This window comes from Streptomyces sp. NPDC005774 (assembly GCF_042871645.1).
Classification (GTDB): domain Bacteria; phylum Actinomycetota; class Actinomycetes; order Streptomycetales; family Streptomycetaceae; genus Streptomyces; species Streptomyces pratens.
The window spans coordinates 135,118-161,380 of sequence record NZ_JBIAIV010000015.1; the positions used below are offsets into that span (position 1 = coordinate 135,118).

General features: G+C 71.4%; 22 protein-coding genes, 1 pseudogene and 1 riboswitch. Of the genes and pseudogenes, 15 read left to right on the top strand and 8 right to left on the bottom strand.

Annotated features, from left to right (window positions below):
* Positions 1 to 43: 43 nt before the first annotated feature.
* Positions 44 to 1,105, bottom strand: coding sequence for a PucR family transcriptional regulator (locus ACFYQA_RS16635; protein ID WP_388917569.1), 1,062 nt, complete (start codon positions 1,103 to 1,105; stop codon positions 44 to 46).
* A 297-nt stretch (positions 1,106 to 1,402) separates the two neighbouring features.
* Between ACFYQA_RS16635 and ACFYQA_RS16640 the strand changes: the two genes are divergently transcribed.
* The 3 genes from ACFYQA_RS16640 to ACFYQA_RS16650 all read left to right on the top strand — a co-directional run bounded on the left by ACFYQA_RS16640 (position 1,403) and on the right by ACFYQA_RS16650 (position 9,362).
* On the top strand, positions 1,403 to 1,777 hold the full coding sequence (locus tag ACFYQA_RS16640; protein ID WP_388917572.1) for a hypothetical protein: 375 nt from the start codon (positions 1,403 to 1,405) through the stop codon (positions 1,775 to 1,777).
* Positions 1,778 to 2,065: 288 nt separating this feature from the next.
* Positions 2,066 to 4,111, top strand: a complete 2,046-nt coding sequence (locus tag ACFYQA_RS16645; RefSeq protein WP_388917575.1) for a flotillin family protein — start codon at positions 2,066 to 2,068, stop codon at positions 4,109 to 4,111.
* 73 nt (positions 4,112 to 4,184) lie between these two features.
* A complete protein-coding gene (locus ACFYQA_RS16650; RefSeq protein ID WP_388917578.1) occupies positions 4,185 to 9,362 on the top strand; it encodes a DNA repair ATPase in 5,178 nt (1,725 codons plus the stop codon).
* 233 nt (positions 9,363 to 9,595) lie between these two features.
* Here the strand turns inward: ACFYQA_RS16650 and ACFYQA_RS16655 are convergent, their stop codons facing one another.
* Both ACFYQA_RS16655 and ACFYQA_RS16660 read right to left on the bottom strand, forming a co-directional pair.
* Positions 9,596 to 10,021 (bottom strand): Fic/DOC family protein, encoded by a 426-nt coding sequence (locus tag ACFYQA_RS16655; RefSeq protein ID WP_388917581.1) that lies wholly within the window; start codon positions 10,019 to 10,021, stop codon positions 9,596 to 9,598.
* Positions 10,018 to 10,368, bottom strand: coding sequence for a type II toxin-antitoxin system Phd/YefM family antitoxin (locus ACFYQA_RS16660; protein WP_388917584.1), 351 nt, complete (start codon positions 10,366 to 10,368; stop codon positions 10,018 to 10,020). Before ACFYQA_RS16660 ends, ACFYQA_RS16655 begins: the two co-directional genes overlap by 4 nt.
* A gap of 565 nt (positions 10,369 to 10,933) precedes the next feature.
* On the opposite strand from ACFYQA_RS16660, the gene ACFYQA_RS16665 reads away from it, so the two are divergent.
* Together ACFYQA_RS16665 and ACFYQA_RS16670 are read left to right on the top strand one after the other, a co-directional pair.
* Positions 10,934 to 11,734 carry an SGNH/GDSL hydrolase family protein gene (locus tag ACFYQA_RS16665; protein ID WP_388917587.1) on the top strand — a complete coding sequence of 267 codons (801 nt, stop codon included), beginning with the start codon at positions 10,934 to 10,936 and terminating at the stop codon, positions 11,732 to 11,734.
* 22 nt (positions 11,735 to 11,756) lie between these two features.
* Entirely contained in the window at positions 11,757 to 12,182 is a 426-nt protein-coding gene (locus ACFYQA_RS16670) for a cytochrome P450 (protein ID WP_388917590.1), read from the top strand.
* Positions 12,183 to 12,258: 76 nt separating this feature from the next.
* Here the strand turns inward: ACFYQA_RS16670 and ACFYQA_RS16675 are convergent, their stop codons facing one another.
* From ACFYQA_RS16675 to ACFYQA_RS16690, 4 genes are read right to left on the bottom strand one after another with little or no spacing between them, the layout of a single operon-like run.
* Complete coding sequence (locus ACFYQA_RS16675) at positions 12,259 to 13,110, bottom strand: energy-coupling factor ABC transporter ATP-binding protein (protein ID WP_388917593.1); 852 nt, start codon at positions 13,108 to 13,110, stop codon at positions 12,259 to 12,261.
* Positions 13,107 to 13,856 (bottom strand): cobalt ECF transporter T component CbiQ, encoded by a 750-nt coding sequence (gene cbiQ, locus ACFYQA_RS16680; protein ID WP_388917596.1) that lies wholly within the window; start codon positions 13,854 to 13,856, stop codon positions 13,107 to 13,109. Before cbiQ ends, ACFYQA_RS16675 begins: the two co-directional genes overlap by 4 nt.
* A 6-nt stretch (positions 13,857 to 13,862) precedes the next feature.
* Positions 13,863 to 14,252 (bottom strand): energy-coupling factor ABC transporter substrate-binding protein, encoded by a 390-nt coding sequence (locus tag ACFYQA_RS16685; RefSeq protein ID WP_388917599.1) that lies wholly within the window; start codon positions 14,250 to 14,252, stop codon positions 13,863 to 13,865.
* Positions 14,252 to 15,028 (bottom strand): energy-coupling factor ABC transporter permease, encoded by a 777-nt coding sequence (locus ACFYQA_RS16690; protein ID WP_388917602.1) that lies wholly within the window; start codon positions 15,026 to 15,028, stop codon positions 14,252 to 14,254. The genes ACFYQA_RS16685 and ACFYQA_RS16690 overlap by 1 nt, the downstream gene beginning before the upstream one ends.
* Before the next feature lie 29 nt (positions 15,029 to 15,057).
* Positions 15,058 to 15,266, bottom strand: a riboswitch (cobalamin riboswitch).
* A gap of 249 nt (positions 15,267 to 15,515) precedes the next feature.
* Between ACFYQA_RS16690 and ACFYQA_RS16695 the strand changes: the two genes are divergently transcribed.
* The 9 genes and pseudogenes from ACFYQA_RS16695 to ACFYQA_RS16735 all read left to right on the top strand — a co-directional run bounded on the left by ACFYQA_RS16695 (position 15,516) and on the right by ACFYQA_RS16735 (position 23,406).
* Complete coding sequence (locus ACFYQA_RS16695) at positions 15,516 to 17,123, top strand: ABC transporter substrate-binding protein (protein ID WP_388917605.1); 1,608 nt, start codon at positions 15,516 to 15,518, stop codon at positions 17,121 to 17,123.
* Between the two features lie 20 nt (positions 17,124 to 17,143).
* Complete coding sequence (locus ACFYQA_RS16700; protein WP_388917608.1) at positions 17,144 to 18,112, top strand: ABC transporter permease; 969 nt, start codon at positions 17,144 to 17,146, stop codon at positions 18,110 to 18,112.
* A gap of 5 nt (positions 18,113 to 18,117) precedes the next feature.
* Positions 18,118 to 19,029 carry an ABC transporter permease gene (locus tag ACFYQA_RS16705; RefSeq protein ID WP_388917611.1) on the top strand — a complete coding sequence of 304 codons (912 nt, stop codon included), beginning with the start codon at positions 18,118 to 18,120 and terminating at the stop codon, positions 19,027 to 19,029.
* A complete protein-coding gene (locus ACFYQA_RS16710) occupies positions 19,026 to 20,018 on the top strand; it encodes an ABC transporter ATP-binding protein (protein ID WP_388917614.1) in 993 nt (330 codons plus the stop codon). Before ACFYQA_RS16705 ends, ACFYQA_RS16710 begins: the two co-directional genes overlap by 4 nt.
* A complete protein-coding gene (locus tag ACFYQA_RS16715) occupies positions 20,011 to 20,715 on the top strand; it encodes an ABC transporter ATP-binding protein (RefSeq protein ID WP_388917617.1) in 705 nt (234 codons plus the stop codon). Before ACFYQA_RS16710 ends, ACFYQA_RS16715 begins: the two co-directional genes overlap by 8 nt.
* 118 nt (positions 20,716 to 20,833) lie before the next feature.
* Positions 20,834 to 21,670, top strand: coding sequence for a helix-turn-helix domain-containing protein (locus tag ACFYQA_RS16720; protein ID WP_388917647.1), 837 nt, complete (start codon positions 20,834 to 20,836; stop codon positions 21,668 to 21,670).
* On the top strand, positions 21,658 to 21,867 hold the full coding sequence (locus ACFYQA_RS16725; RefSeq protein ID WP_388917620.1) for a DUF397 domain-containing protein: 210 nt from the start codon (positions 21,658 to 21,660) through the stop codon (positions 21,865 to 21,867). The genes ACFYQA_RS16720 and ACFYQA_RS16725 overlap by 13 nt, the downstream gene beginning before the upstream one ends.
* Before the next feature lie 111 nt (positions 21,868 to 21,978).
* A pseudogene (locus ACFYQA_RS16730) lies at positions 21,979 to 22,740 on the top strand (IS5 family transposase).
* 42 nt (positions 22,741 to 22,782) lie between these two features.
* Positions 22,783 to 23,406, top strand: a complete 624-nt coding sequence (locus tag ACFYQA_RS16735) for a DUF4291 domain-containing protein (RefSeq protein WP_388917623.1) — start codon at positions 22,783 to 22,785, stop codon at positions 23,404 to 23,406.
* Positions 23,407 to 23,726: 320 nt separating this feature from the next.
* Here the strand turns inward: ACFYQA_RS16735 and ACFYQA_RS16740 are convergent, their stop codons facing one another.
* Positions 23,727 to 25,055 carry a vanadium-dependent haloperoxidase gene (locus tag ACFYQA_RS16740; RefSeq protein ID WP_388917626.1) on the bottom strand — a complete coding sequence of 443 codons (1,329 nt, stop codon included), beginning with the start codon at positions 25,053 to 25,055 and terminating at the stop codon, positions 23,727 to 23,729.
* An 830-nt stretch (positions 25,056 to 25,885) separates the two neighbouring features.
* Here ACFYQA_RS16740 and ACFYQA_RS16745 point away from each other — a divergent pair.
* Positions 25,886 to 26,062 carry a hypothetical protein gene (locus ACFYQA_RS16745; protein WP_388917629.1) on the top strand — a complete coding sequence of 59 codons (177 nt, stop codon included), beginning with the start codon at positions 25,886 to 25,888 and terminating at the stop codon, positions 26,060 to 26,062.
* Positions 26,063 to 26,263: the final 201 nt, after the last annotated feature.

The following is a 26,263-nucleotide window of genomic DNA, read 5'->3' on the forward strand; positions in this document are numbered from 1 at the left end:
TCGGCCGGACCGGACCGCGCCGGCCTGTCCGCCGGCCCCCGGATCAGAGCTGTTCGTCCGGCCAGGCCAGCAGGCGGGCGCCGATGACCGCGGTCTGGAGCATGTAACGGTGGGCGGGCTCGGCCGGGTTGGCGCCGGTGAGCTTGTGGATGCGTTCCAGACGGTACGTCAGGGCGCGCACGCTCAGTGAGAGCCGGCGGGCCGCCTCCGCCGCCACGCAGCCCGAGTCGAAGTACGCGGTGAGCGTGTCGAGGAGCGGTTCGGCGCCGCCCCGGGCCGAGGTGAGCGGGCCGAGGGTGTTGTGGACCAGGTCGGACATGGCCTGGCGGTCGCGGGCGAGGACGGGGTAGACGAGCAGCTCGGCGGCGCGCAGCACCGGCTCGTCGAGCCCCAGCCGTTCGGCTATCTCCAGTGTGCTCAGGGCCTCTTCGTACGACTGGACGACCCCGCCGGGTCCGGACTGCGGGCGGCCGATGGCGACCTGGCCGCCGTCGGTGGCGGCGTGCGCCTGCTTGGCGAAGTACGTGAGCACCTCGCCCTGGTGCCCCGGTGCGACGCACAGCAGTCGTCCGTCCTTGGTGGTCAGCAGGATGCTGCGGTCACCGAACCGGGAGATGAGGGCCTGTTCCACCTGCCGCGGCACGGCGTCCCCCTCGTCGTAGGCGACGGGGCCACGGGCGACGGCGACCGCGTGCTCGTGGGAGAGCCGCAGGCCGAAGCGTTCGGCGCGCTCGGCGAGCCGGCCGAGGTCGCTGCGGCCGTAGAGGAGGTCGTCGATGAACTCCCGCCGGGCCGCCTCCTCCTGACGGACGGCCAGCCGCTGCGCCCGCTCGTAGCCCTCGGCGAACGCGTCCACCGCCTGCTGGACGGCGGCGAGCGCCTCCTCGGCCGAGTCGTCCCGGCCGCGCGGCCAGGCGTCACGTGCGGCGGTCAAGTGGGTGCTTACCAGGGCGCGCAGTCCGAAGCCGGCCTCCGCCGCCCGTTCCCCCAGGTTCCGGCGGGAGGCCAGCTCGTCGCGGGACAGGCGCCGGCCCGTGGCCGCGACCTCCCCCAGGATCTGGGCATAACCTTCGAGATACTCCTCGGGAATCTCCCGCTCCGCCACATCGCCCCCCGAATCCTGACGCGTCTTTGATGCGTCCTTGACGCCGCCCTGACGCGCGGTTTGATCGACACCCGGCATGCAGACCCTAGTGAACATTGCCGGAACCCGGCAATGCGGGGGCGGTGGTCGGCCGGGCATCATGGTCCGCGGGGAGCACCGCGGACGGTTCCGGTGCCTGGCACCGGCAGGTGCGGGGCTCCGGAACCGGCGAGGCCGGTGCGGTCGGCGGCGCGAGCCGTCAAGAGGGACGCGGCACGCGGGACGCGGGGACCGGGAAAGGGGTGGCAGGGGATGTACATGATCGCGGATGCCGCCACGGGCCTGCCCACGCTCCTGCTCACCGCCGCCCTCGTCGTGGCAGCCGGCTTCTGGCTGCTGGTGGCCGTCGGCGTCACCACACCGCAGGCCTTCGACTCGGACGCGGATCTCGACGCCTGGGGGATGGGCGGGGTGCCGGTCGCCCTCGCGCTCTCCCTGCTGACCCTGTTCGCCTGGCTGCTGGCCACCGGCGTGACCGTGCTGCTGGACGCGCACGTCCCCGAGGGACCCGGCGCCGGACTGCTGCGTCTGCCGGCCCTGGCCGGAGCCCTGCTCGTGGCCTGGCGGCTCACCCGCTTCTTCGTGCGTCCGCTGCACCGCCTGCTGCCCGACGAACCCGAGCCGTCCCGTTAGTTCCGCGGGCTCGGCGGGCTCGGCGGGCTCGGCGGGCTCGGCGGGAACCGGGGCGGTTCGCCCGGCGTGTCTCGTGGCGGAGCCGGCGCGCGGCTCCCGTGCGGACCGCGAGTGCCGCACCACCGGGCCACCGCCACACAGCCGTCACTTCGAACGACACGTCACCACCACGCCGTCACCGTGCCGTCCGGGCCGGGCGGCACCGGGGCGGTCCCGCCGCCCCACCTTCCGGCGCCCGGCGCCGACCTGTCACTTCCGTCCGTCACCCAGCTCCGAAGGACGTATCCCATGGATGCTGCCACCGTGGGCATCGCCGTGCTCGTCGGCGTCTGCCTTCTCGTCGTACTCGTCGTGCTGTTCCTCATGTCCAAGCTGTTCCGGAAGGTGGAACAGGGCAAGGCGCTCATCGTCTCCAAGGTCCGCAAGGTCGACGTGACCTTCACCGGTCAGGTCGTGCTGCCGGTGCTGCACAAGGCCGAGGTGATGGACATCTCGGTGAAGACCATCGAGATCACCCGGGCCGGCAAGGAAGGCCTGATCTGCCAGGACAACATCCGGGCGGACATCCGCATCACCTTCTTCGTCAAGGTCAGCAAGACCGTGGAGGACGTCATCAAGGTCGCGCAGGCCGTCGGCACCGCGCGGGCCAGTGACCGGAACACGCTGCAGGAGCTGTTCCACGCGAAGTTCTCCGAGGCGCTGAAGACCGTCGGCAAGCAGCTGGACTTCACCGACCTCTACACCAAGCGTGAGGAACTGCGGTACCGGATCATCGAGGTCATCGGTATCGACCTGAACGGCTACCACCTCGAGGACGCGGCGATCGACTACCTGGAGCAGACGCCGCTCGCCCAACTGGACCCGGGCAACGTGCTCGACGCGCAGGGCATCCGCAAGATCACCGAGCTCACGGCAATAGAGCACGTCCGCACCAACGAGGCCCAGCGCGGCGAGGAGAAGGAGATCACCCGGCAGAACGTCGACGCGCGCGAGGCGATCCTCGAGCTGGAGCGCCGGCAGACCGACGCCGAGATCAAGCAGCGCCGGGAGATCGAGACCGTGCGGGCCCGCGAGGAGGCCGAGACGGCCCGGGTGATGGAGGAGGAGCGGCTGCGCGCGCAGAGCGCCTTCCTGCGCACCGAGGAACAGCTCGGCGTGCAGCGCGAGAACCAGGCCCGTGAGGTCGCCGTCGCCGCCAAGAACCGCGAGCGGGTCATCGCCGTGGAGAGCGAGCGCATCGAGAAGGACCGGATGCTCGAGGTCATCGCCCGCGAGCGGGAGACCGAGCTGACCCGGATCGCCGCCGACAAGGAGGTCGAGGCTCAGAAGCGCGACATCGCCGAGGTCGTCCGGGAGCGGGTCGCGGTGGACCGTACGGTCGCCGAGCAGGAGGAGTCGATCAAGAGGCTGCGGGCCGTGGAGGAGGCCGAGCGGGAGCGGCAGGCCGTCATCATCGCCGCCGAGGCGGAGGCGCAGGAGAAGCTGGTCAAGGACATCAAGGCCGCGGAGGCCGCCGAGGTGTCCGCCACGCACCGTGCCGCCGAGCAGCTGACCCTGGCCGAGGCCCGGTTGAAGACCGCCGACCTCGACGCCCAGGCCAAGCTGCGGATGGCCGAGGGCATCCAGGCCGAGGCCGCCGCCGAAGGGCTGGCCGCCGTGCAGGTCCGCGACAAGGAGGCCGAGGTCATCGAGAAGGCCGGCCGTGCCGAGGCCGAGGCGTCCGAAGCCCGGATGCGTGCCGAGGCCGAGGGTGCGCGGGCCAAGGCGCTCGCCGACGCGGAAGGCATCAGCAGCAGGCTCAGGGCGGAGGCCGCCGGTCTCACCGAGAAGGCCGCGGCGATGGCCGCGCTGGACGAGGCGTCCCGCGGACACGAGGAGTACCGGCTGCGCCTGGAGGCGGAGAAGGACGTACGGCTCGCCGGGCTCGAGGTGCAGCGGCAGGTCGCCGAGGCGCAGGCCACGGTGCTCGCGACCGGTCTGGAGAGCGCCGACATCAGCATCGTCGGCGGGGAGTCCGTGTTCTTCGACCGGCTGATGTCGTCGATCGCGCTCGGCAAGGGCATCGACGGGCTCGTCCAGAACTCCGGGACCGTCCAGGCCCTCGCCGGCCCGTGGCTGGACGGATCGGCGAGCTTCCCCGACGACCTGAGCCGGATCCTGGGCTCCGTGTCGAGCGCCGATGTACAGAACCTGACGGTGTCCGCGCTGCTCATGAAGCTGATGAAGTCGGACGGCGAGAACACTGGCCAGATCAAGCAACTGATTGAAAGAGCTGGGGAGTTGGGCCTCGCGGACACGCCGTTGGCCGCGCTGAACGGCCACGCCAGGGCCTGACCACCCCCCCCGGTCGGGGAGCCGCCGCACAGGGGACGGCGGCTCCCCGACCGCTCCTTTTCGAGAGGCAGCCATGACCATCGGCACCCAGGAGACGCCCGGCACGGGCACACACCGGCAGTCCGGCACGGGCACCCGTGACCGGTCCGCCGCGGGCGCGCACGATCCGGCGGGCGCGGGCAGCACCACAGGCACCACGGCGGGCACCGGCGTCCACGAGACGGTCGACGGCGGCACCTACCAGGTGCTGCGCGACCGCCTGACCGGGCAGGCCGTCGAACTCGCACGGCGTACCGAGGAGTTGAACCGGCTCCGGATCGACACCTTCGGATCCGCCGAACTGCGCCTGACCGGCACCGAACGGCTGCGCACCGACCGCGCCGGCGTGCCCCGCGACATCGTCGCCGTGGGTGACGTGCTCCTCTTCGGCCACGGGGCCCAGCCCCGCCCGGAGACGGACACCGCCGTCGGCGACGTCCTCGCCGCCCACGACCGCGACCTGAACCGGCTGCCCGACGACGCCGTGCCCGGCCTCCTCGACGACCCCGTCTTCGTACGGGAGTTCGCCGCCCTGCACCGCTACTACCGCCAGGCCCGCCTGCTGCGGCTGCGCCGCGTCGACGGCAGGCTCCTCGCCGTGTTCCAGACCGGCGAGAAGGCCGGCGACATCCGCGTCCTGCGCTGGTCGGTGTCCGAGGACGGCCGGGCGGTCTTCCTCGACGCGCGCGGCGACCGCGACCACGCGCGCACCCCCGCCCCGGACATCGAATGGGTCCGCACCACCCGCGAGGACCACGTCCTCGGCCGGCACCCGCACGTCTCCGTCCAGGGAGAGGTCTTCGTCGACACGCTCGGCGGCACCCTCACCGTCAGGACGGACAGCGACACCGAAACCCCCGACGGCATCCACACCGAACCGGTCGACGAGCCGCTCCAGTCCCTCGCCGACGCCGAGATCGCGTACGCCCGCGTCGGCGCGCTGATCCTGCTGCGCGTCCTGCCCTACAAGGAGACCGCGCACCGCCACCTCGTCTTCAACACCCTCACCCGCACCGTGGTCCGCCTCGACGGCATCGGACAGGACTGCCGGCGCCTGCCCGGGGACCAGGGCGTCGTCTTCCCCGGCGGCTACTGCCTGGCCGCCGGCACCCACAAGACGTACGGGCTCGACACGGACGGCATGGAGTTCGAACGCGAGGTGCGCTCGCCCAACGGCGAGGACGTGCTGTACGCCTTCCACGCACCCGGCCGGGGCCGCGCCCTGCTCCTGTCGTACAACGTGATCCGCAAGGAGGTCGCCGCACCGCTGAGCTGCCACGGCTGGGCGCTCTTCGACGACGGCGCGCTGACCCTGCTGCGGCCCGACGGCGACGAACCCGCCCGCGTCCACCCGCTCCAGCTGTGGCACTCGCCCTACGTCTCCGACACCCACGCCGCGGGCCGGCCCGTCGGCGACGGCCCCCTCGACCGGGTCGGCAACGCCGACCTCGTCCGCGGCATCTCCGACTGCCTCTCCCTGGTCCGCTCGGTCACCGAGACCACCCCGACGACCGAGGTGTACGAGGCGCTGGCCGCCGCCTGCGTCCGCACGGCCGACGCCCACCACTGGCTCGACGAACCCGAACTGGGCGACCTGCGAAGTCCGTTGGAGGAGGTGCGCACCACCGCCGAACAGGTCCTGGCCGAGTTCGAGACCGTACGCGACCTCGGCCGCCGCGCCGCCGCAGCGCTCGACGAGGCGGCCGCCCGCATCGGCTCCGTGGTGCGCCGGCTGCGCGGCGAGCAGCCCCGCGAGGCCGCCGCCTGGGTCGAGGGCCTCACCGAACTCCGCCACGCCCAGGGCCATCTGCTGACCCTCAAGGAGCTGCGGTACGCCGACCACGCCCGCATCGACGAACTCGCCGACGAGGCCGGAGCCGACCTCGCCTCCTTCGGACAACGCGCGGTCACCCACCTCGCCCACGAGGACGCCTTCGCCGCCCACCACGCCGACGTCGAACGCCTTCTCGCCGACGCCGAGCAGATCGACACCGCCGCCGAGGCCGTCCCCGTCGCCGCACGCCTGGACGAACTCGCCGACAGCCTGAGGACGGTGACCGAAGTCGTCGCCGGACTCGACATCGGCGACGCGACCGTCCGCACCGCCGTACTGGAACGCGTCGCCGAAGCCCTCGGCGGCGTCAACCGCGCCCGCGCCACCCTCGACGCCCGCCGCCGCGGACTGCGCGACCGGGAGGCCCGCGCCGGATTCGCCGCCGAACTCGCCCTGCTCGGCCAGACCGTCACCGGCGCCCTCGCGGCCGCCGCCGACCCCGAGTCCTGCGACGAACAACTGACCCGTGTACTGGCCCAGTTGGAAACCCTGGAGTCCCGCTTCGCGGAGTTCGACGATGTGCTCGGCGAACTCGCCGACCAACGCACCGAGATCTACGAGGCGTTCGCCGCCCGCAAACAGAGTCTCACCGACGCCCGCGCCCGCCGCGCCGAACAGCTCGCCTCCGCCGCCGAACGTGTCCTGGAGACCATCGCCCGCCGCTCCGCGGCCCTCGCCGACACCGACGAGGTCAGCACCTACTTCGCCTCCGACCCCCTGGTCGCCAAGGTCCGCCGCACCGCCGGCGAACTGCGCGACCTCGGCGACCGGGTCCGGGCCGAGGAACTCGACGGCCGTCTGCGCTCCGCCCGGCAGGAAGCCGCCCGCGCACTGCGCGACCGCACCGACCTCTACGCCGACGGCGGTCGCGCCCTCCGCCTGGGCAGCCACCGCTTCGCCGTCACCACCCAGCCCCTCGACCTCACCCTCGTCCCGCAGGGCGACGGCCTCGCCTTCGCCCTCACCGGCACCGACTACCGCGCCCCCGTCACCGACCCGGCCCTCGCCGAGGGCCGCCGCTACTGGAACCGGCACCTGCCGTCCGAGTCGACCGAGGTCTACCGCGCCGAACACCTCGCCGGCCGCCTGCTGCACGAGCACGGCCCCGACGCCCTGCACGGCGCCGACGACCTCGCCGCCCTCGTACGCAGGGCCGCCGAGGAAGCCTACGACGAGGGATACGAGCGCGGCGTCCACGACCACGACGCCACCGCCCTGCTCACCGCCGTCCTGCCCCTGCACGGCGGGGCAGGACTCCTGCGCCACGAGCCCGCGGCCCGCGCCCTCGCCCTGCTCCACTGGACCCACGGCACCACCGCCGAGGAACGCGCCGACCTCACCCGCCGGGCCCGCTCCCTCGCACGCGTCCGCGACGCCTTCGGCCCGCCCCCGGCCCTCGCCGACCTGTGCGCCGAACTCGCCCGCAGGATCGGCGACTGGGACGGCGGCCGGGGCGGTGCCTGGGACAGATACGGGAGCGGTGGCCGAGGCGGTAACGGCGGCGCCGGTACGGGTGGCGCACCGGCCCGCCCGGAGGCAGCCGCCGCCTACCTCTTCGACGAACTCACCACCGGCCCGGACGGGTTCGTCATCAGCGGGCAGACCCGCACCCTGCTCGACAAGTTCCGCCGCACGGTCGCCACCGAGGCCTACGACGAGGACCTGCCCGCCCTCGGAACCCTCGCCGACCGCCGCCAGCTCGTCGAGGCCTGGCTGACCGCGTACACCGCCGCCACCGGCAGCCGGCTCACCCCCGGCGACCTCGCCGAGGCCGTCGCCGCCGAACTCTGCCCGGACCAGCCCCGCCACGAGTCCGACGCGCCCCTCACCGTCACCGTGGAGGGCCTGCTCGGCACCCACCCCCGCGTCACCGACCGGCGCCTCACCCTGCGCCTGGACGAATTCCTCGCCCGAACCGAGGAGTTCAGGGACCGCGACACCCCCGCCTTCCGCGCCTTCCAGCGCCGCCGCACCGCCCTGGTCACCGCCGAACGCACCCGGCTGCGCCTGGACGACCACCGCCCGCGCGTGATGTCGTCGTTCGTCCGCAACCGCCTCGTCGACGAGGTCTACCTCCCGCTCATCGGGGACAGCCTCGCCAAACAGCTCGGCACCACCGGCGAGTCGGGGAGCACCGGCACCGGCGGCCTGCTGCTCCTCGTCTCCCCGCCCGGCTACGGCAAGACCACCCTCATGGAATACGTCGCCGACCGGCTGGGCCTCGTCCTGGTGAAGATCAGCGGACCGGCGCTCGGCCACTCGGTGACCTCCCTCGACCCGGCCGAGGCGCCGAACGCCACCGCACGCCAGGAGATCGAGAAGATCAACTTCGCGCTGGCCGCCGGCAACAACACGCTCCTCCACCTCGACGACATCCAGCACACCTCGCCCGAACTCCTCCAGAAGTTCATCCCCCTGTGCGACGCCACCCGCCGCGTGGAGGGCGTGTGGGAGGGCGAACCGCGCACCTACGACCTGCGGGGCAAACGCTTCGCCGTCTGCATGGCCGGCAACCCCTACACCGAGTCCGGCGACCTCTTCCGGGTGCCCGACATGCTGGCCAACCGCGCCGACGTATGGAACCTCGGGGACGTCCTCACCGGCAAGGACGACGCCTTCGCGGCCAGCTTCGTGGAGAACGCGCTCACCGCCAACACGGTGCTCGCCCCGCTCGCCGGCCGCGACCGCGGCGACCTCGACCTGCTGATCCGCCTCGCGGAGGGCGACCCCACCGTCCACGCCGACCGGCTCACCCACCCGTACGCGCCCACCGAACTGGAACGCGTCCTGGCCGTACTGCGCCATCTGCTCACCGCCCGCCGCACCGTCCTCGCGGTGAACAAGGCCTACATCGCCTCCGCCGCCCAGTCCGACGACGCCCGCACCGAGCCGCCGTTCCGCCTCCAGGGCTCCTACCGCAACATGAACAAGATCGCCCAGCGGATCCAGCCGGTCATGAACGACGCCGAACTCTCCGCCGTCGTCGACGACCACTACGCGGCCGAGGCGCAGACCCTCACCACCGGCGCGGAGGCGAACCTGCTCAAACTCGCCGAACTGCGCGGCACCCTCACCGCCGCGCAGGCCGACCGCTGGGACGAGGTCAAGGCCGCCCACCTGCGCACCCGCACCCTCGGCGGCCCCGACGACGACGCCCTCACCCACGCGGTCGCCGCCCTCGCCCTCCTCGGCGACCGCATCGCCGCCGTCGAATCGGCCATCATCCGCGCGGCCGACCCCCGCCGGATCATGGCCCGTCCGGCGGAACGCCACGCGCTCCGGCTGGAGGGGCGGCCGGAGAGGGCCAGACCGGTGGGAGACGGAGGTCCGAAGCCGGAGGAAGGTCTGGAGAGGGGCGGGGACTCGGAGGGGGAGTGAGGGGAGACGTGCTGCACACGGCGCCGGGCCCGCATTGCCCGATGCCGTGCGTTGCCGCCGCGCGAAGGTTGAATCTGCTGTGCAAGGCCCTCAGCTCGTGGTGACGAGTTCGTCGAGCAGCCGCTCCAACAAGTAGTTGTCGCCGAGGAAGCTCTTCACCGAGGTGTCCTCGTTGCGCTGAGGGTCCAGGCCCGACCAGTTCAGGTTGTATCCCGCGTCGGCGCTGAGCTGCGTCAGGAACCCCGCTGGGCACGGCCGTTGCCCTCGCGGAACGGGTGGAGGACGTTCATGTCGCCGTACAGCTCGGCCAGTCGGATGACGAATTCCCGCCGGGGGAGACCCCGCAGCTGTCCGGAGGAGGCGAGACGGCCGAAGACCTCTCCGGCGTAGGACACGAGATTCCTCGCCGGACAGAACGGCGTGCGCTTGGCGATGTTCACGGTGCGTAACTCGCCTGCCCACGAGTAGAGGTTGCCGAAGATCGCGGCATGGAACGCCTGGTGATGGCCGAGGTCGTACGCGCCGGGCAGAGGGCGTTCGGCGAGCATGACGAGGCGCGCCCGGGTGATGTCCGCCTCCGCTGCCGCGAGCAGTCGAGGGTCGGTGATGCCGAGCTTGTTGCGCAGCACGCCGTTGGGCAGGGTGTACGGATCGTTCACCCCGCCCGCCGCTGTGAAGTCGGTCGGTGGCGGGCGATCGCGCGGGCGACAAGGGTGTCCGCGTCGAGGTCGCCCTTCACATACTCCTCGGTGTCCCGGTCGGAGGCCTCGGAGGCGTGGAGCCCCTCGGCCTCGATGGAGCCGGTGGCCGAGGCGACGGCCGCACGCCGTGCCGCTCGACCGCTCAGCGCCTCGAAGGCCTCGACGGACAGAAGGACGCCCTGGGGCTTGCGGTGGGCGCCGATCAGGACCGGGTCGGCATCCGCGCCGGACTCCGACAGCTCGGTCAGGATCCGCGACAGTCTCGCGCGCGCGTCGCTGACGGTCACGACCTCGGGAATCTCCACGCTGCCACCGTACCCATATAGAGGCTTGATTCTGTACAGATTCCAGTACGGATTCAGATGGGATGCGGGATGAGGTGAGGGCGTGGTTCGCCGTACCGGCCCACCTTGAAAAGTGGCGTGAACTAGGTCAATCGGCATCACGTTGAAGCCGCTCGCTCTGTCACACCCCCGCGATAGCCTCACCCCGTTGGCTCACCACCCGGCAGAAAAGGCCCGCCCCATGCCGTCGTCCCCGTGCGCCGCCTCCGGCCTGCCGTCGGGAATCTGTCGGTGATCGGGCGGAGAGGCCGGTGACCTGACGGGGCGACCGGGGCCTCCCGAGGTCTTCGGAGGGTGCCGCCGTGACCGTCCTCGGGGAGTGGGGCGGCGACCCCAAGGCCCCGACTTCGCTGATCCCGGGGCCGATTGAAGGTTTGCCCGCGTGTGGAGCGGATCGGCGGAATGATCATTGAGGCATTCCGGACGACTTTTCTCCTGGGTGTTACCGGCGGGTAGTCGGTCCTGCTACAAACACGATTGCTTCATCAACTACCTACCCGCCCCCTTCCCGAAAGGGTTGATTGTCATGTCAGCGTCATTGCGTTCTCTTCGGGCTTCCGTGTTGGCCCTCACGATGGGTGCCGCGGCCGTGCTCGGCCTGGCGCAGCCGGCCGCGGCTGCGGGCGACCACTACGTGGCTCTGGGCGACTCCTACTCCTCCGGAGTGGGCGCCGGGAGCTACACCTCCGAGAGCGGTGACTGCAGACGCAGCACCAAGGCGTACCCCCAGCTCTGGACGGACGCGAACGCTCCCTCCTCGTTCAAGTTCGTCGCCTGTTCGGGTGCGACGACGACCGGCGTGGCCGGCGGCCAGCTGGGCGCGCTGACGACGTCGACCACGCTCGTCAGCATCACGGCGGGCGGGAACGACGTCGGCTTCGCGGACGTCATGCAGACCTGCGTGCTGCAGAGCGATGCGAACTGCGTCAGCCGTGTCAACACCGCGGTCTCGCAGATGCAGAACTCCCTGCCGGGCAAGCTCGACTCGCTGTACGGCACCATCCGCGCACGCTCCCCGAAGGCCCATGTGGTGGTCCTCGGATACCCCCGCTTCTACAAGCTCTCGGGCACGTGCATCGCCGGGCTCACCGAGACCGAGCGCGGGGCGATCAACAACGCCTCGGACGTGCTGAACGGGGTGATGGCGAAGCGGGCGGCCAACGCCGGATTCACCTTCTCCGGCGTGGTGGACGAGTTCACCGGACATGAGCTCTGCTCGGGCGACGCCTGGCTCCACAGCGTGTCGGTCCCGATCACCAACTCCTACCACCCGAAGGCCGCCGGACAGTCGGGAGGATATCTGCCCGCCTTCCGCTCCATGGCCTGACGGACCCGGGCGTTCCCCCCGCGTGCGAGGGCACCCCGCCGCCCTGCCGGGCCGGTGCCCTCGCACGCGCGCACACCGGGCACGGCTCCAACCTGCGAACCGCCCCGGTGGCACCGTGCCCGCCGGGGCCACCGTCACCTGTCTGATCGGCGCCGCCAACCGGGACGGGAACCGCTACCGCGACCCGGACCGCTTCGACGTCCTCCGCGAGGACCTCACCACCACGACCGCCTTCTCGGCCGCCGCCGACCACCTGGCCTTCGCCCTCGGCCGGCACTTCTGCGTGGGTGCCCTGCTCGCCAAGGCCGAAGTCGAGACCGGCGTGAACCAACTCCTCGACGCCATGCCCGACGTACGGCTCGCCGACGGCTTCGACCCCGTCGAGAAGGGGGTGTTCACCCGGGGACCGCAGTCCCTGCCGGTGCGCTTCACCCCGGTCGTGGACTGAGCCCCGGGGACGGACACGGGCTCCGGCCCACAGGAAAGGGAGCGCTCCGAACGACGTGGTCGGCGGGTGGAGCACTTCACGGGCCGGTCGCGGCCACTGCCGCCAGTTCCTCCGGGGTGAGAGGGACGGCGGCCGTGCCGGCCGGCAGTCCCCACGCGCGCAGCAGTCGCGCCGCCGCGATGCCCCACGGAAGCCGCAGTCCCGCCGCCGCGAGGAGATCCGTACGGGCCAGCATCGCGGCCACGGGCCCGGTACGCACCCCGGACGGCGTGAGCAGCGCGGCGTCGTCGGCCCAGCGCAGGGCGAGATCCACGTCGTGGGTCGCCATGACGACCGTGGTGCCCCGCTTACGCAACCCGGCGAGCGTGGCGAGCAGCCGCTCCTGACCGTCCGGGTCGAGGCCCGCGGTCGGCTCGTCCAGGATCAGGACGCGCGGCCGCATCGCCACCGCCCCCGCGATCGCGGTCCGCTTGCGCTGCCCGTAGGACAGTAGATGCGTGGGCCGTTCGGCGAGCGCGGTGATGTCGAGCGCGGCCAGCGCCTCCGCCACCCGTGCCCGTACCTCCGTGTCGGACAGCCCGAGGTTCAGCGGCCCGAACGACACGTCCTGGCCCACCGAGGCCGCGAACAACTGGTCGTCGGGGTCCTGCACCACCAACTGCACCGTCGTCCGCAGCCGGGTCAGCCCTCTGCGGTCGTAGCGAACGGGTGCTCCCTCGATGCTCAACTCACCGTTCCTGGGGCGAAGTCCACCGCTCAGCAGCCGCATCAGCGTGGTCTTGCCACTGCCGTTGCGGCCCAGTAGTGCGAGCGCGCGTCCCTCCCGCACCTCGAAGTCGAGGCCGGTGAGCACGGCCGGGCCGTCCTCGTAGGCGAAGGACGCGTCCCGCAGGGTGACCAGGGCGGGGACCGGGGCGGGAGCGCTCATGGCATCCGGCTTTCCAGGAGAAGGGCGACGGCGGCCAGTGCCGCGAGGAGCAGCAGGCTCACGGCCGTGAACCGTACGGAGACGCGCGCCTCGGGCACCAGGACGCGCAGTGTGCCGTCGTAACCGCGCCCGGCGAGCCCCGCCTGCAGCCGCGCCGCCCGGTCGAAGGACCGGACGAACGCCGTCGCACCGAGACCGCCCAGCGAACGCCAGGACGCCGCCCGGGTGGTGTGCCCGAGCCGGGCCGCCTGCGCCTGACCGATCCGGCGCACCGAGTCGAGCAGCAGGAAACTCATGCGGTACATCACCAGGGCCACGTCCACCAGCGGGGCGGGCACCCCGGCCCGCACCAGACGCGGCAGCAGGTCCGACATCGGCGTGGTGAAGGCGAACAGCAGGACCCCGAGGGACGCCGCCGAGGTACGCAGCAGCAACTCGCCCGCGCGCAGCGGCCCTTCGGGGGCCGGGGACACGAACCCGGCCGGCCCGCCCACCTGCACCAGCAGCGTGAGCGCCCCGGTGACGCAGAAGCCCAGCGGCACCCGGTAGGCACGCCACAACCGCCGGCCCGGCACCCCCGCCGGGCCCAGCAGCACCGCGAGCGCGGTCACCAGCACCAGGGCCGCGCCCGGCCACGGTGGTAGCGAGACCGCCAGCACGGTGAGCCCCAGCCCGAGTACCGCCTTGTCCACGGGATGACGGCGGCGCCAGCGACTGCTGTGCGCCGCCGCGTCGATCGGCAGCACGCGCGATCAGGCCCGGGGACCGGGGGAGACCGCCTCGCCGGGGCGGCCCGTGCCGGCGTCCGAGCCGGTACCGGGCGCCGGCTCCTGCTGCCGTGCCCGTTCCTCACCCTGTCGGCGCCCGCGCTGCACCCCGAAGTAGTACGCCAGGACCCCCGCACCGACGGCGGCCTGGAGGGCGAAGAGCCCCGACTCGATCTCGCCGGACGGAGGTTCGTACAGCGGCGAGAACCACGGCTCGTAGTCCGGTTCGAGCTCGGTGATGGCGGCCTCCGCCTCGCCGTCCGCACCGGCGAACGGCTCCTCCTTGTGGTCCCCGAGCCCGAGCGCCAGCGGCAGCACCGCGAGCGCGGCCACGGCGAGCAGCAGCAGGGTGTTGATCTTCGCGTTCCTGGTCATCACGCCACCGTCCCGGTACCGGTCGTCCCCGTCGTACCCGCCGTCTGCTTCATCTCCGGCTCCTTCTCCGTTCCCGTCGTTTCCGCCCCCGCCGTTGCCGACGCGGTCCGCTTGCCGGTCAGCAGCACGCCGAGACGGGTCAGTTCGCTCTTGCTGGACTGCACCAGCAGGCGCATCACCAGGACGGTCAGCAGCCCCTCGCTCACCGCGAGCGGGATCTGCGTGACGGCGAAGATGGAGCCGAACTTCCCGAGCGCACCCGGGAATCCACTCCCCGGGTCGGGGAAGGCGAGCGCCAGCTGCACACTGGTGACGCAGTACGTGGACAGGTCGGCGACGAACGCGCCGCAGAACACCGCCGCCATCAGCGGTGCCCCGGACCGCCGCGCCAGCCGGTACACGCCGTACCCCGCCCACGGCCCGACGATCGCCATCGAGAAGACATTGGCGCCCAGCGTGGTCAGCCCGCCGTGGGCCAGCAACAGGGCCTGGAACAGCAGGGTGATGGTGCCCAGCACCGCCATGATCGGCGGCCGGAACAGGATGGCGCCCAGCCCGGTGCCGGTGGGGTGGGAGCAACTCCCGGTCACCGAGGGCAGTTTCAGCGCGGACAGAACGAAGGTGAACGCTCCCGAGGCGCCGAGCAGCAGCGTGCTCTCGGGATGTTCCCTGACTTCACGGATGAGCGACCGGGCTCCGTGGACGACGAACGGCGTAGCCGCGACGCCCCAGGCGACCGCGTGCGCCGGTGGCAGAAAACCTTCGGCAATGTGCATGGCTCAGCAGACCCTCTCCAGCACCTCGTGGATGGTTGACGCGCCTTGGCCGGTCTCCTGGCTGACGGGTACCACCGCCCGAGCTCCGCCTTCCCGGGTCCCAGGTGGACCCAGTGGCTGCCCGTCGGTCCTGTCGGGGACAGGACCAGGGGCCGGAGCCGGACTTCCCGATCACAGTGGCGAGGGCCGCACCGGTATCGCACCGGATTTCCCGTTCACCAAGGCGTGGCGACAGTAGACCCGGACCCGGCCCGGTGACAAGCGGGTGCCGGGGGCGCGCGGACGGCGTTCCGCAGCTCGTCTCCCGGCGCACACCCGCGGCCTCGACGGCGGGGGTGCGCAGGTGGGGCGGCGGTCACACATGCGCCGCCCGCCCGGGCGGCCACCGCGCGCCGAAGCGTCGGCATGGGGGGCCGGGGCCCTGGGCAGAACCTTGCTGCAATTAATATGCAATAAAGAATTCCAGTCAGCAGAGGTGTGAGATTCGATGACGACCCGACGAATACGGCGTACCACCGGCGCGGCGGCCACGGCCGCCGCGTTCTCGCTGGCCGCCGCCTGCTCGGCGCCGACCGGCGGCTCGGACGCCGGCACGGGCGGCGGCGGGTCCGCCGAGTCCGTGGTGATCGGGGTCCCCAACGAACCCGACACCCTGAGCCCCCTGCTCGGCTACGGCAAGGACGGCAACTCCAAGGTCTTCGACGGGCTGCTCGCCCGCGACGCCGACCTGAAACTGAAGCCCGCGCTGGCGAAGGCCCTGCCCGAGATCGGCGACGACGGCCGCACCTACACCTACACCCTGCGCCCGGGCGTCGAGTTCAGCGACGGCGAACCCCTCACCGCCGAAGACGTCGTCTACACGTACCGCACGATCCTCGACGACAAGACCAACAACGCCGCCAAGAGCGAACTCGACGCCGTCAAGGAGGTCCGGGCGGACGGCGACGACAAGGTCGTCTTCACCCTCAAGTACCCCTACGCGGCCTTCGCCGCCCGCACGGTGCTGCCCGTCGTCCCCGAACATATCGCGGGCAAGCAGGACCCCAACACCGGCGCCTTCAACACCGAGCCGATCGGCACCGGACCGTACGTCCTCACCGGCTGGAGCAAGGGCGAGAAGCTCACCTTCAAGGCGAACCCGGACTACTGGGGCGGCGCACCGAAGGTGAAGAAGCTCACCATGGCGATCATCGCCGACGACGACGTCCGCGCCACCCGGCTGCGTTCCGGCGACCTCGACGGCGCGACCCTCCCGCCCAACCTCGCCGCCACCTTCAAGAACGACGACGACCGCACGACGTACCAGGCCACCACCTACGACTTCCGCGCCGTCACCCTCCCCACCGCGAACAAGGTCACCGGCGACACCGCGATCCGCCGCGCCCTCGACCTCGCCGTGGACCGCAAGGCCATGGTCGACAAGATCCTCGACGGCGCCGGCCGCCCCGCCTACGGGCCGCTGCCCCTCGACGACCCCTGGTACACCAAGGACGTCGAACGCCCCCAAGACCTCGCCGAGGCCGAGAAGATCCTCGACCGCGACGGCTGGAAGTCCGGCAAGGACGGCATCCGGGCCAAGGACGGCGCCCGCGCCACGTTCACCCTCTACTACCCCTCCGGCGACAAGGTCCGCCAGGACCACGCCCTCGCCTACGCCTCCGACGCCAAGAAGGCCGGCATCGACGTCAAGGTCGAGGGCGCCACCTGGGAGGTCATCGAACCCCGGATGGGCAAGGACGCCGTCCTCGCCGGCTTCGGCAGCACCGGCGACCCCGACTTCGGCCTCTACACCCTGCTGCACTCCTCCCTCGCCGGCGACGGCTTCAACAACATGCCCCACTACGACAACCCCGCCGTCGACAAGGCCCTCGACACCGGCCGCCGCAGCCAGGACCCCGAGGACCGCAAGGCCGCCTACGACGACCTCCAGCGCGCACTCGTCAAGAACCCCGGCTACACCTTCCTCACCCACATCGACCACCTCTACGTCCTCGCCGACCGCTGGGAAGACCTCACCACCCAGGTCGAACCGCACGAGCACGGCTTCGCCAGCGGCCCCTGGTGGAACGCCGAGGACTGGCAGCCCAAGAAGTGAAGACCCTCCCCTGGGGAGCGATGGGACATCTCGTGGCACGGCGGGCCCTGCTCGCCGTGCCCGTCCTCCTCGTCGTCACCTTCGGCGCCTTCGCCCTCGCCGCCGCCTCCCCGTTCGACCCCGTCAAGGCCTACGCCGGCACCGCCGCGCTCGGCGCCGACCAGGAGACCCTGGACCGGCTCCGGGACAACCTCGGCGTGGACCAGCCCTTCACCGCCCGCTGGTGGGAGTGGCTGACCTCCGCCGTCACCGGCGACCTCGGCCAGTCCAGCGTGCTGCGCCAACCGGTCGCCGACGCGATCGGCGAGCGGATCGTGTGGTCCACGCTGCTGTGCGCCGTCGCCTTCGCCGTCGCCGTCCTGCTCGGCACCCTGCTCGGCGTGCTCGCCGCCCGCCGCCCCGGCTCGCTCCTCGACCGGACGGTCACCTCCCTCGCGTACTCCCTGGAGGCCGCGCCGGTCTTCTGGATCGCCCTGCTCGCCGTCTGGCTGTTCGCCCTCCAACTGGACGTCCTCCCGGCCGGCGGCCTGACCGACACCGGCAGCGAGTACGTCACCGCCGGACAGGTCGCGAGCCATCTGATCCTCCCCGCCGGCGTCCTCGCCGTCTCCCAGCTCCCCTGGTTCACGCTCTACGTACGCCAAGGCGTCGGCGACGCCCTCGCGGAGGACCCCGTACGCGGCGCCCGCGCCCGCGGCCTCGGCGAACGCACCGTCCTGCTCGGCCACGCCCTGCGCTCCGGACTCCTGCCCGTCCTCACCCTCATCGGCTCCCGCGTCCCCGAGCTCATCACCGGCGCCCTGCTGGTGGAGACCGTCTTCAGCTGGCCGGGCATCGCGGCCGCCACCGTCGAGGCGGCCACCGCCGTCGACTTCCCGCTCCTGGCCGCGCTGACGACCCTCGCCACCGCCGCCGTCCTCGCCGGGAACCTCCTGGCGGACCTCCTGTACGGACTGACCGACCCGAGGGTGAAGCTCAGTGAGATGTGATTCCGATGGCTGACACCACCCTGGAGAAGGCGAGCACGGCCGGGTCCGCGGCCCCGGCCGTCGCATGGCGCTCGCGCGGCACCGCCCGCCGCTCCACCCACACCCTGCGGCTGCGCGTCTCCGCCGCACTGGTCGCCGTGACCGCCCTCGCGGTCCTGCTCATCCCCCCGCTGGTCCAGCTCGACCAGCAGGCCGTCGACCTCGCCTCGAAACTCCTTCCGCCCGGCCGGTCCCACCCCTTCGGCACCGACGACGTCGGCCGCGACCTGCTGCTGCGCTGCGTCTACGGCCTGCGGGTCTCCCTGCTCGTAGGCGTCGTCGCGGCACTCACCGCCACCGTGATCGGCACCGCCGTCGGAGCCGCGGCCGGGGCCCTCGGCGGCTGGGTCGACCGCCTCGTCATGCGCCTGGTCGACACCATCTCCTCCGTTCCGCACCTGCTGCTCGGCATCTTCATCGTCGCCATGTTCCGGCCGGGCGTCTGGCCCGTGGTGGTCTCGGTCGCCGCCACCCACTGGCTGTCCACCGCCCGCATCGTCCGCGCCGAGGTCCTCTCGCTGCGCTCCCGCCCGTACATCGACGCGGCCGTCTCCGGCGGCGCCTCCCGGTGGCGGGTCGTCCTGCGCCACCTGCTGCCCGGCGTGCTGCCGCAGGCGGGACTCGCCGCCGTCCTGATGATCCCGCACGCCATGTGGCACGAATCGGCGCTGTCCTTCCTCGGCCTCGGCCTTCCCACCCACACCGCCAGCCTCGGCACCCTCATCCAGGACGCCCGCGGCACACTGCTCGCCGGGCAGTGGTGGCCCACCCTCTTCCCCGGCCTGTTCCTGATCATCCCCACCCTCGCCATCGCCGGACTCGCCGGAGTGTGGCGGGAGCGGATCAACCCCCGCCGCCGATCGGAGCTGATGCTGTGACCGAGCGACCTCCCGTCCTGTCGGTCCGCGGACTGTCGGTGCGCTTCCTGGTGCCCGGCTCGGGCCCCGTCGCCGCCGTCACCGACGCGCACTTCGACGTCGTACCCGGCGAATGCCTCGCCCTGATCGGCGAGAGCGGCTGCGGCAAGTCCGTCCTGGCCTCCGCCCTGCTCGGCCTGCTCCCCGCCAACGCGCAGACCGCCGGCCACGCCCTGCTCGGCGACCTCGACCTGATCGCCGCCGACGAACGCACCCTCGCCCGCACCGTACGCGGCCGGCGCATCGGCCTCATCCCGCAGAGCCCCGCCGCCCACCTCACCCCCGTCCGCACCATCCGCGCGCAGACCGAGGAGACGGTCGCCGCCCTCACCGGCGTCCGCGGCCGCGCGGCCCTGCGCGCCGCCGCCGAAAAGGCCGCCGCCCGCGCCGCCTTCCCCGCGGACCACCTCGACCGCCACCCGCACGAACTCTCCGGCGGCCTCGCCCAGCGCGCCGCCACCGCCCTCGCCCTCGTCGGCGACGCCCCCCTGCTGCTCGCCGACGAACCCACCACCGGCCTCGACCGCGACCTGGTCGACCACACCGTCGACGAACTGCGCCGCCACGTCGACGCCGCCGGTGACGGCACAGGGGAGGGCCGGGCCCTCCTGATGATCACCCACGACCTGGCCGCCGCCGAACGCATCGCCGACCGCGTCGCCGTCATGTACGCGGGCCGCATCGTCGAACTCACCGACGCGGAAACCTTCTTCGGCGCCCCCGGCCCTCGCCACCCCTACAGCCGCGGCCTCCTGAACGCCCTTCCCGACCGCGCCTTCACCCCGATCCCCGGCATGCCCCCCGAACTGGGCGCCCTCCCCGAAGGCTGCGCCTTCGCCCCCCGCTGCGACCACGCCACCGCCCGCTGCACGACCCTCCCACCCCTGACGGAGACGGTTGCCTGCCACCACCCGCTCCCAGTCGAGGCCCTGGAGGACGTCCGTGCTTGAACTGCGCGCCATCACCGCCGGCTACGACCGCCGGGCCCCCGTCGTCCGCGACGCCACCCTCACCGTCGCCCCCGGCGAAGCCGTCGGCCTGCTCGGCCCCAGTGGCTGCGGCAAGTCCACCCTGGCCCGGGTCGCCGCCCTCCTCCATCGCCCCGACGCCGGCACCGTCACCGTCGACGGCACCCCCGTACGCCACTTCCGCCACCGCGCCCCCCGCTCGCTCCGCACCGCCTTCGGCGTCGTCTTCCAGCAGCCCCGCCTCTCCGCGGACCCCCGCCTGAGCCTCACCGACCTGATCGCCGAACCCCTGCGCGCCACGGGCCGCCGCGACACCGTCCCCGACCGCGTCCCGGAACTGGCCTCCACCGTCGGCCTCACCCCCGACCTCCTCGCCCGCCGCCCCCACGAGGTCAGCGACGGCCAGCTCCAACGCGCCTGCCTGGCCCGCGCATTGGTGCTCCGACCCCGCTGGCTGATCTGCGACGAGATGACCGCGATGCTCGACGCGTCGACCACGGCCGCGCTGGTAGCGGTGGTCGAGGCCTACCGCAGCGAAACCGGCGCCGGCCTCCTGACCGTCGGCCACGACCAGACCCTCCTCACCCACTGGTGCGACCGCACCCTCCACTGGAACACGGTGACGTCCCCGGAAAAGGGAGCGGCCGCGGAGGGAGCGAGACAGGGTGAATTCGCGTGAATAACTCACTGTGACCCAACATCGCGCATTACGTTGCGTATTCAGTGCGCTACGAGGGCGTGGTATGACTCTCCGCCGGGAAGCGCGCCTTCCGTAACGTCCATGGAGGTGAGCGGCCCTGTCGCAGCGTCGCGTCGTCACGAGCCGCAGCCAGGAACCGCGTCAACGGTTCGCCGAGGAGCTACGACGGCTGCGGGCCCAGAAGGGCGTCAGCCTGCGGCAGCTCGGAGAGCGGCTGGGCTGGGACTGGTCGCTCTTCGGCAAGATGGAGAAGGGCGACACGCTGGGCAGCCCCGAGGTCGCCCAGGCTCTCGACCAGTACTACGAGGCTCCGGGGATGCTGCTGGCTCTGTGGGAGTTGGCCGCCGGGGACCATACGCAGTTCCGTGAGCGGTATCGGCGGTACATGGCGCTGGAGGCACAAGCGGTGAGCCTGTGGCACTTCGGGGTGAGCGTGGTGCCGGGGCTGCTGCAGACGGAGGAGTACGCGCGGGAGGTGCTGATGGCGGGCGGGATCAAAGGGTCGGAACTGGAACGGCAGATCAAGGCCCGGATCGGGCGCCGGGAACTGCTGGAAGGCGCAGACCCTCCGCCGTTTCGAACGATCTTCGCCGAAGCGGTCCTGCGTACACCGTTGAAGAACGAGGGGGAGTGGCGGGCCCAACTGACCTACCTGGGTGAGATGGCCGAGCGGGAAAACGTAACGGTGCAGGTCCTCCCGCAGAGGGCCGGGGTCCATGGCCTGGTTGCTACGGATGCATGGTTCTTGCGGCTCAAGGACGGTCGTCCGGTGGCGTATACGGAGAACGCTCACTCGGGCGAACTCATCGAGGAAAGCGCGCGGGTCGAACGCCTGCAACGTGCCTACGATGTAGTGCGCGACAAGGCCATGTCTCCTGCCGAGTCGCAGAAGTTCATCCTGCGCCTGTTGGAGGAAACGCCGTGCGATCCATAGACCCGGGTGCCGTGACGTGGCGCAAGAGCAGCTACAGCAATCCGGATGGCGGTGCCTGCGTCGAAGTCTCCGACGAGTTCACCTCCGTCGTCCCCGTGCGCGACAGCAAGACACCGGATGGCCCGGTGCTCGTCCTGGCTGCGGAAAGCTGGACCTCCTTCGTCACTGCTGTGGTACGCGATGAGTTGGGTGCCTGAGCCACACAACGGAGGTCACTGACGACCCCGTGGACCGATCGTCGAGTGCGGGGCCGTCCAGGAGAATTCATCTCATTTGGCTCGGTAGGCTGTCGGTCGTGGTGGGAATCGTTGAGCGGCTGGTGCCGGAGGCTCCCTCAGGGCGGCGGCCGGCGTCGGCACGGTGACCGTGAAGTGCTGGCAGCGATTGTCTTTGTGGCCATGTCGGGCTGCACGTGGCAGCAGCTTCCCGCAGCGTCGTTCGGGCCGTCCGGTGCGACGGCTCACCGCCGGTTCACCGAGTGGTCGAAGGCCCGGGTCTGGGTCAAACTCCACCGCCCGGTTCTGGACGAACTCGGCTCCGCGGCGACCTGGACTGGCCGCGGTGCGCGATCGACTCGGTGAACATGCGGACCCTGAAAAGAGGGACCTGACGGGTCCGAATCCTGTCGACCGGGGCAAGTACGGCTCGAAGACCCATTCGATCACCGAGCGGACCGGTATGCCCCTGTCCGTCGGAATCTCCGACGCCAACGTCCACGACAGTCAGGCCCTGATTCCCTCGTCAAGGGCATCCCGCCCGTCCGCTCCCGGCGGGGACCCCGCCGGCGCAGGCCCGGCAAGCTCCACGCCGACAAGGGCTACGACTACCGTCACCTGCGGCAATGGCTGGCGCAGCGCGGTATCCGGCACCGCATCGCTCACAAGAGCATCGAGACCTCGCAGCGGCTAGGGCGTCACCGGTGGGCCATCGAAAGCACCATGGCCTGGCTCGCCGGCTGCCGCCGACTCTACCGCCGCTACGAGCGCAAGGCCGAGCACTTCCTGGCCTTCACCAGCATCGCCTGCACCCTCATCTGCTACCGCAGACTCGGTGGCCTCCCGCCGCGGTAATTTCGATGGCGCGCGCGAAGCGGTGTGTCCACTCTGGTCCGCGTGACAGAACCCAAGCATCAGATCCGAGCCCTGCACACGGATTCCACGGTCACCGTCTACCAGGCGTACGCGCCGGAGATCGGTCTGCCGGCGGCCCGGGAGAGCCGTTTCCCGGCGGTGTGGCAGCGGGACCGGATGACTTGGATCAAGCCCAGCTTCCTGTGGATGATGTACCGCTGCGGCTGGGGCTCCAAGGAGGGGCAGGAGACCGTTCTCGCTGTCGAGATCGCCCAGGACGGCTTCGAGTGGGTGCTGCGCCACGCCTGTCTGTCGAGCTACGTGCGCGGCGTCCACCCCGACCGCGCCACCTGGCAGCGTCAGTTGAAGCGCTCGCCCGCCCGCGTGCAGTGGGACCCGGAGCGGGACCTGCACCTGCAACCCGTGCCGTACCGGTCCCTGCAACTCGGCCTCTCCGGCGAGGCCGCACGACGCTACGCGGACGAGTGGACGGTCGCCATCCGCGACGTGACCCCGCTCGCCCATGAGATCCACACACTCGTCAGCGGCGGCGACCTCGGCCCGGCGGCTCGACTGCTCCCCCAGGAACGTCCCTACCCTGTTGCGGGCGAACTCCTGAACCACCTACGTCCGGGCGAGCAGGCCGGACGACCAGCCGTCGGTTGAGGCGGGTCACACGGCAGCACATGCTCGCCGGGACGGGCGTCACGCTGAGTACCCACAACGGAGGGCTCAAGAACAGCGGTTGAGGAGCAGGAACGGCCGCCCCGGTAGCCGATCCGGACGACCGAAGCTGAGGGCCCGGGGTTTCCGGGGCCCTCAGCCGCGTGATGTGATCGCCTTCTTGCCGGCCGGGCATTCGACAATGGCCGACCCGAAGTCAACGCCGAGAACGGCCCTACCGCGGCCGGCAGCGCCACCTGAAGTCATCTTAGGGGCGGCCAAGAGAACCCGGCTCGACGCCGGGTCCTCTTCGGCTCTGTGGTTCAGTCGGTGTCGTTGCCGCACTTCGGCTCGGCGAGCCTGTACTGCCGAGCAGTTCGTGTCGGCGGGGACGGCTGGGTGCCGTCCTTGGCGACTGGCTGGAAGTAGTGGTCCAGCGCCCAGGCGGCCACGTGGGTGCCGGCCCGGCAGCCGGCTACGTCCGCCGTGCGGGAGTGGACGCCGCCCCACACGCGGGCGTCGACGACATCCCGGTTGAGGTCGTTGGCGGACCCGTAGAACCGCGTGGTGCCGGTGACCTCGGAGGAGAGGTAGAGGTCGATGCGCGAGGTGCCGAGGAGGCCGGTCAGGGCGCGTGCCACGGCAGCGGCGACGGTTGTATGGCCGGCGATGTAGTCCGGGTGTGGTGGGGTGAGGAGCAGCGGCTCCCAGGCCGGGTCTGCCGTCGTCGCGGGGTTGCCGTCGGTGTCGGCGAGGCGGATGGCGGTGATCGGCCGCCAGGAGCCGTAGTGGAGCTTGGCGTCCCATGCGGTGACGACGGCGTCGGTCGCCGACGCGTTCACCGCGGCGAACAGCCGGGCCGTCTCGGCGATCCCGAGCCGGTGCCGGGCGGCGTGGTCTCGTACGGCTGTCTGGACCTGTGCGACCAAGTTGCCGCTGAAGAAGAGGGCGGTCTCGGTCTGCTGCGCGCTCCTGCCCGAGCCGGTCTTCGCGCCCATGGCTTTCAGCTCCTGCAAATCCTCGGCGTAAGCGGTCGAGGAGAGGGCGGGCGGTCCGCCGGGGCGGAACTGCTGCGGGGAGGCGAGCAGGAGCGGGCGGAGCCTGGCGAGCCAGGTGTCGATGAAGGGCTGGAACGCGGGCGGGGTGGGCCGCCAGACCCCCGGTGCCGGGAAAGCGGTGAAGGGAACGTCCGCGAACCGGCCGTCCCCTTCCCGGAGTTCGATGATGCGGGCAGCAGCGCGCCTTCCGTAGTCCACGCCCCGGTCTCTGGCCTGACCGGCCGGAAGAGCGGCGAGCGAGTCCGTGTAGGCGGTGTCGAGCCCCTCCTTGAACGCAGGGAAGAAGGTGAGTAGGACGTCGTGGGCCGCAGTGGCGGCGGCCGCCGCGGAGGATGCCTTGGCCGGACCGCGCTTGCGCCACTTGTACAGGGCGTAGCCGCCTTCGATCCCCACCACGGCGTTGTACACGGCGACGGAGACGAACCCCTCCCAGATCGCTACCTGCCCGGAGGGGCGGGGGCCGAGGCTCGTCTTGATCGTGTCGATGGCGATGGCGTTCCACTCGCGGACCACGGCTGCCGGGTCTGCCGCGGTCCGGGTGTCCGGGTCGGGGGGACTGGCCGCGGCGGTGAGCATCACGAGGGCGATGGCCACGGCGGCGCAGATGAATGCTCGGACACGTGAACGCGGAGGAAAGGGAAGAGGGGGCTCTTGATGCACAGCGTGCTCCCTAGGTCGAGTGCCCAAGGCTTAGCAACAGTCCACTGGGTGAGCAAGACAACTCGCCGCGAATCGGGCGGGCCCAGGGCGCCCTCGAACGCCTCGCTGACCGTTACGAGGAAATCACCGCCGGACAGACCCTGCACCCACCCCGGGCCACGGTGACAGCGCTGCAAGGGGCAGCGTCGCGAACCTGCTCGCCTGCCTCGGCACCGAAGGCGATCAGGCGCTCCCGTTCGCCTTCGACTGGCGGGTGCCCTTCGACAACAACGGCACAGGCCATCCGGATGGTCAAGGTCCAGCAGAAGGCAGCCTGGCAGCATCAGGTCAAGCGGTCATGCTTGGTCGGGCAGCCGGAGCACGCGGTCGTGGAACCCGGCTGCGTTGAGGGCTCAACAGCGCCAGGTTCACGTACTGACACGCCATCACACGCCAACGAGCTTCCTGGAGGTCCCCGATCCGTTGGGCTTGCTCCGGGTTGATGGGTTGGCGTCAAAGGTCTGTGAGCGAGCCTTGACCTGGATCATCAAGCCGCGTTCACAGACTCCATCCGTGACCGAGCCGCTTCGTTTCATCCGGTTGACGTAGATGCCTCCTCAGAGATCCTTCGAAGGGACGGGTCGTTGGGCCTGCCAGACAGATCGCAGTTTGGCGACCGCTCGCTGCGCTGCCTCGCGGGGGTTGGGGCGCGGGGCGGGGGCCCTTGGGCCGGCCAGGTCCCGACCGTTGAGCGACTGCGCGAGAACGGCAGTCCAGTCGCTCCGGTGCGCCACGGCGACGTGTCCGTCCTCGTGCACCGCTTCGTCCTGCCAATCATCGGGCGGTGCCATGAGGACATGAAGAGAGTGTTCATCGAGCCATTCCAGGCCCAGAACCTGCCGACCGAGTTCGTGCTCGATGAGAGAAGTGACCACGCCCGTTTTGAGGTGCGGAAGAATTAGCTCGCCCTCGAAGAAGTAGCCACCGTCACACCTTCCGGTGCCTAGCGCGAGCAGCGAACGCCTGGGGTGGGGGGTTCCCCCCGAGAAGTGGACACCAGTTCGTGTTGTTATGCGGCGAGTGTCATGTTAGCCGACTGCTTCTCGTAGGCGACGGGGCTGAGCTGTCCGTTCCTGGAGTGCCTGCGCCTGGTGTTGTACCTC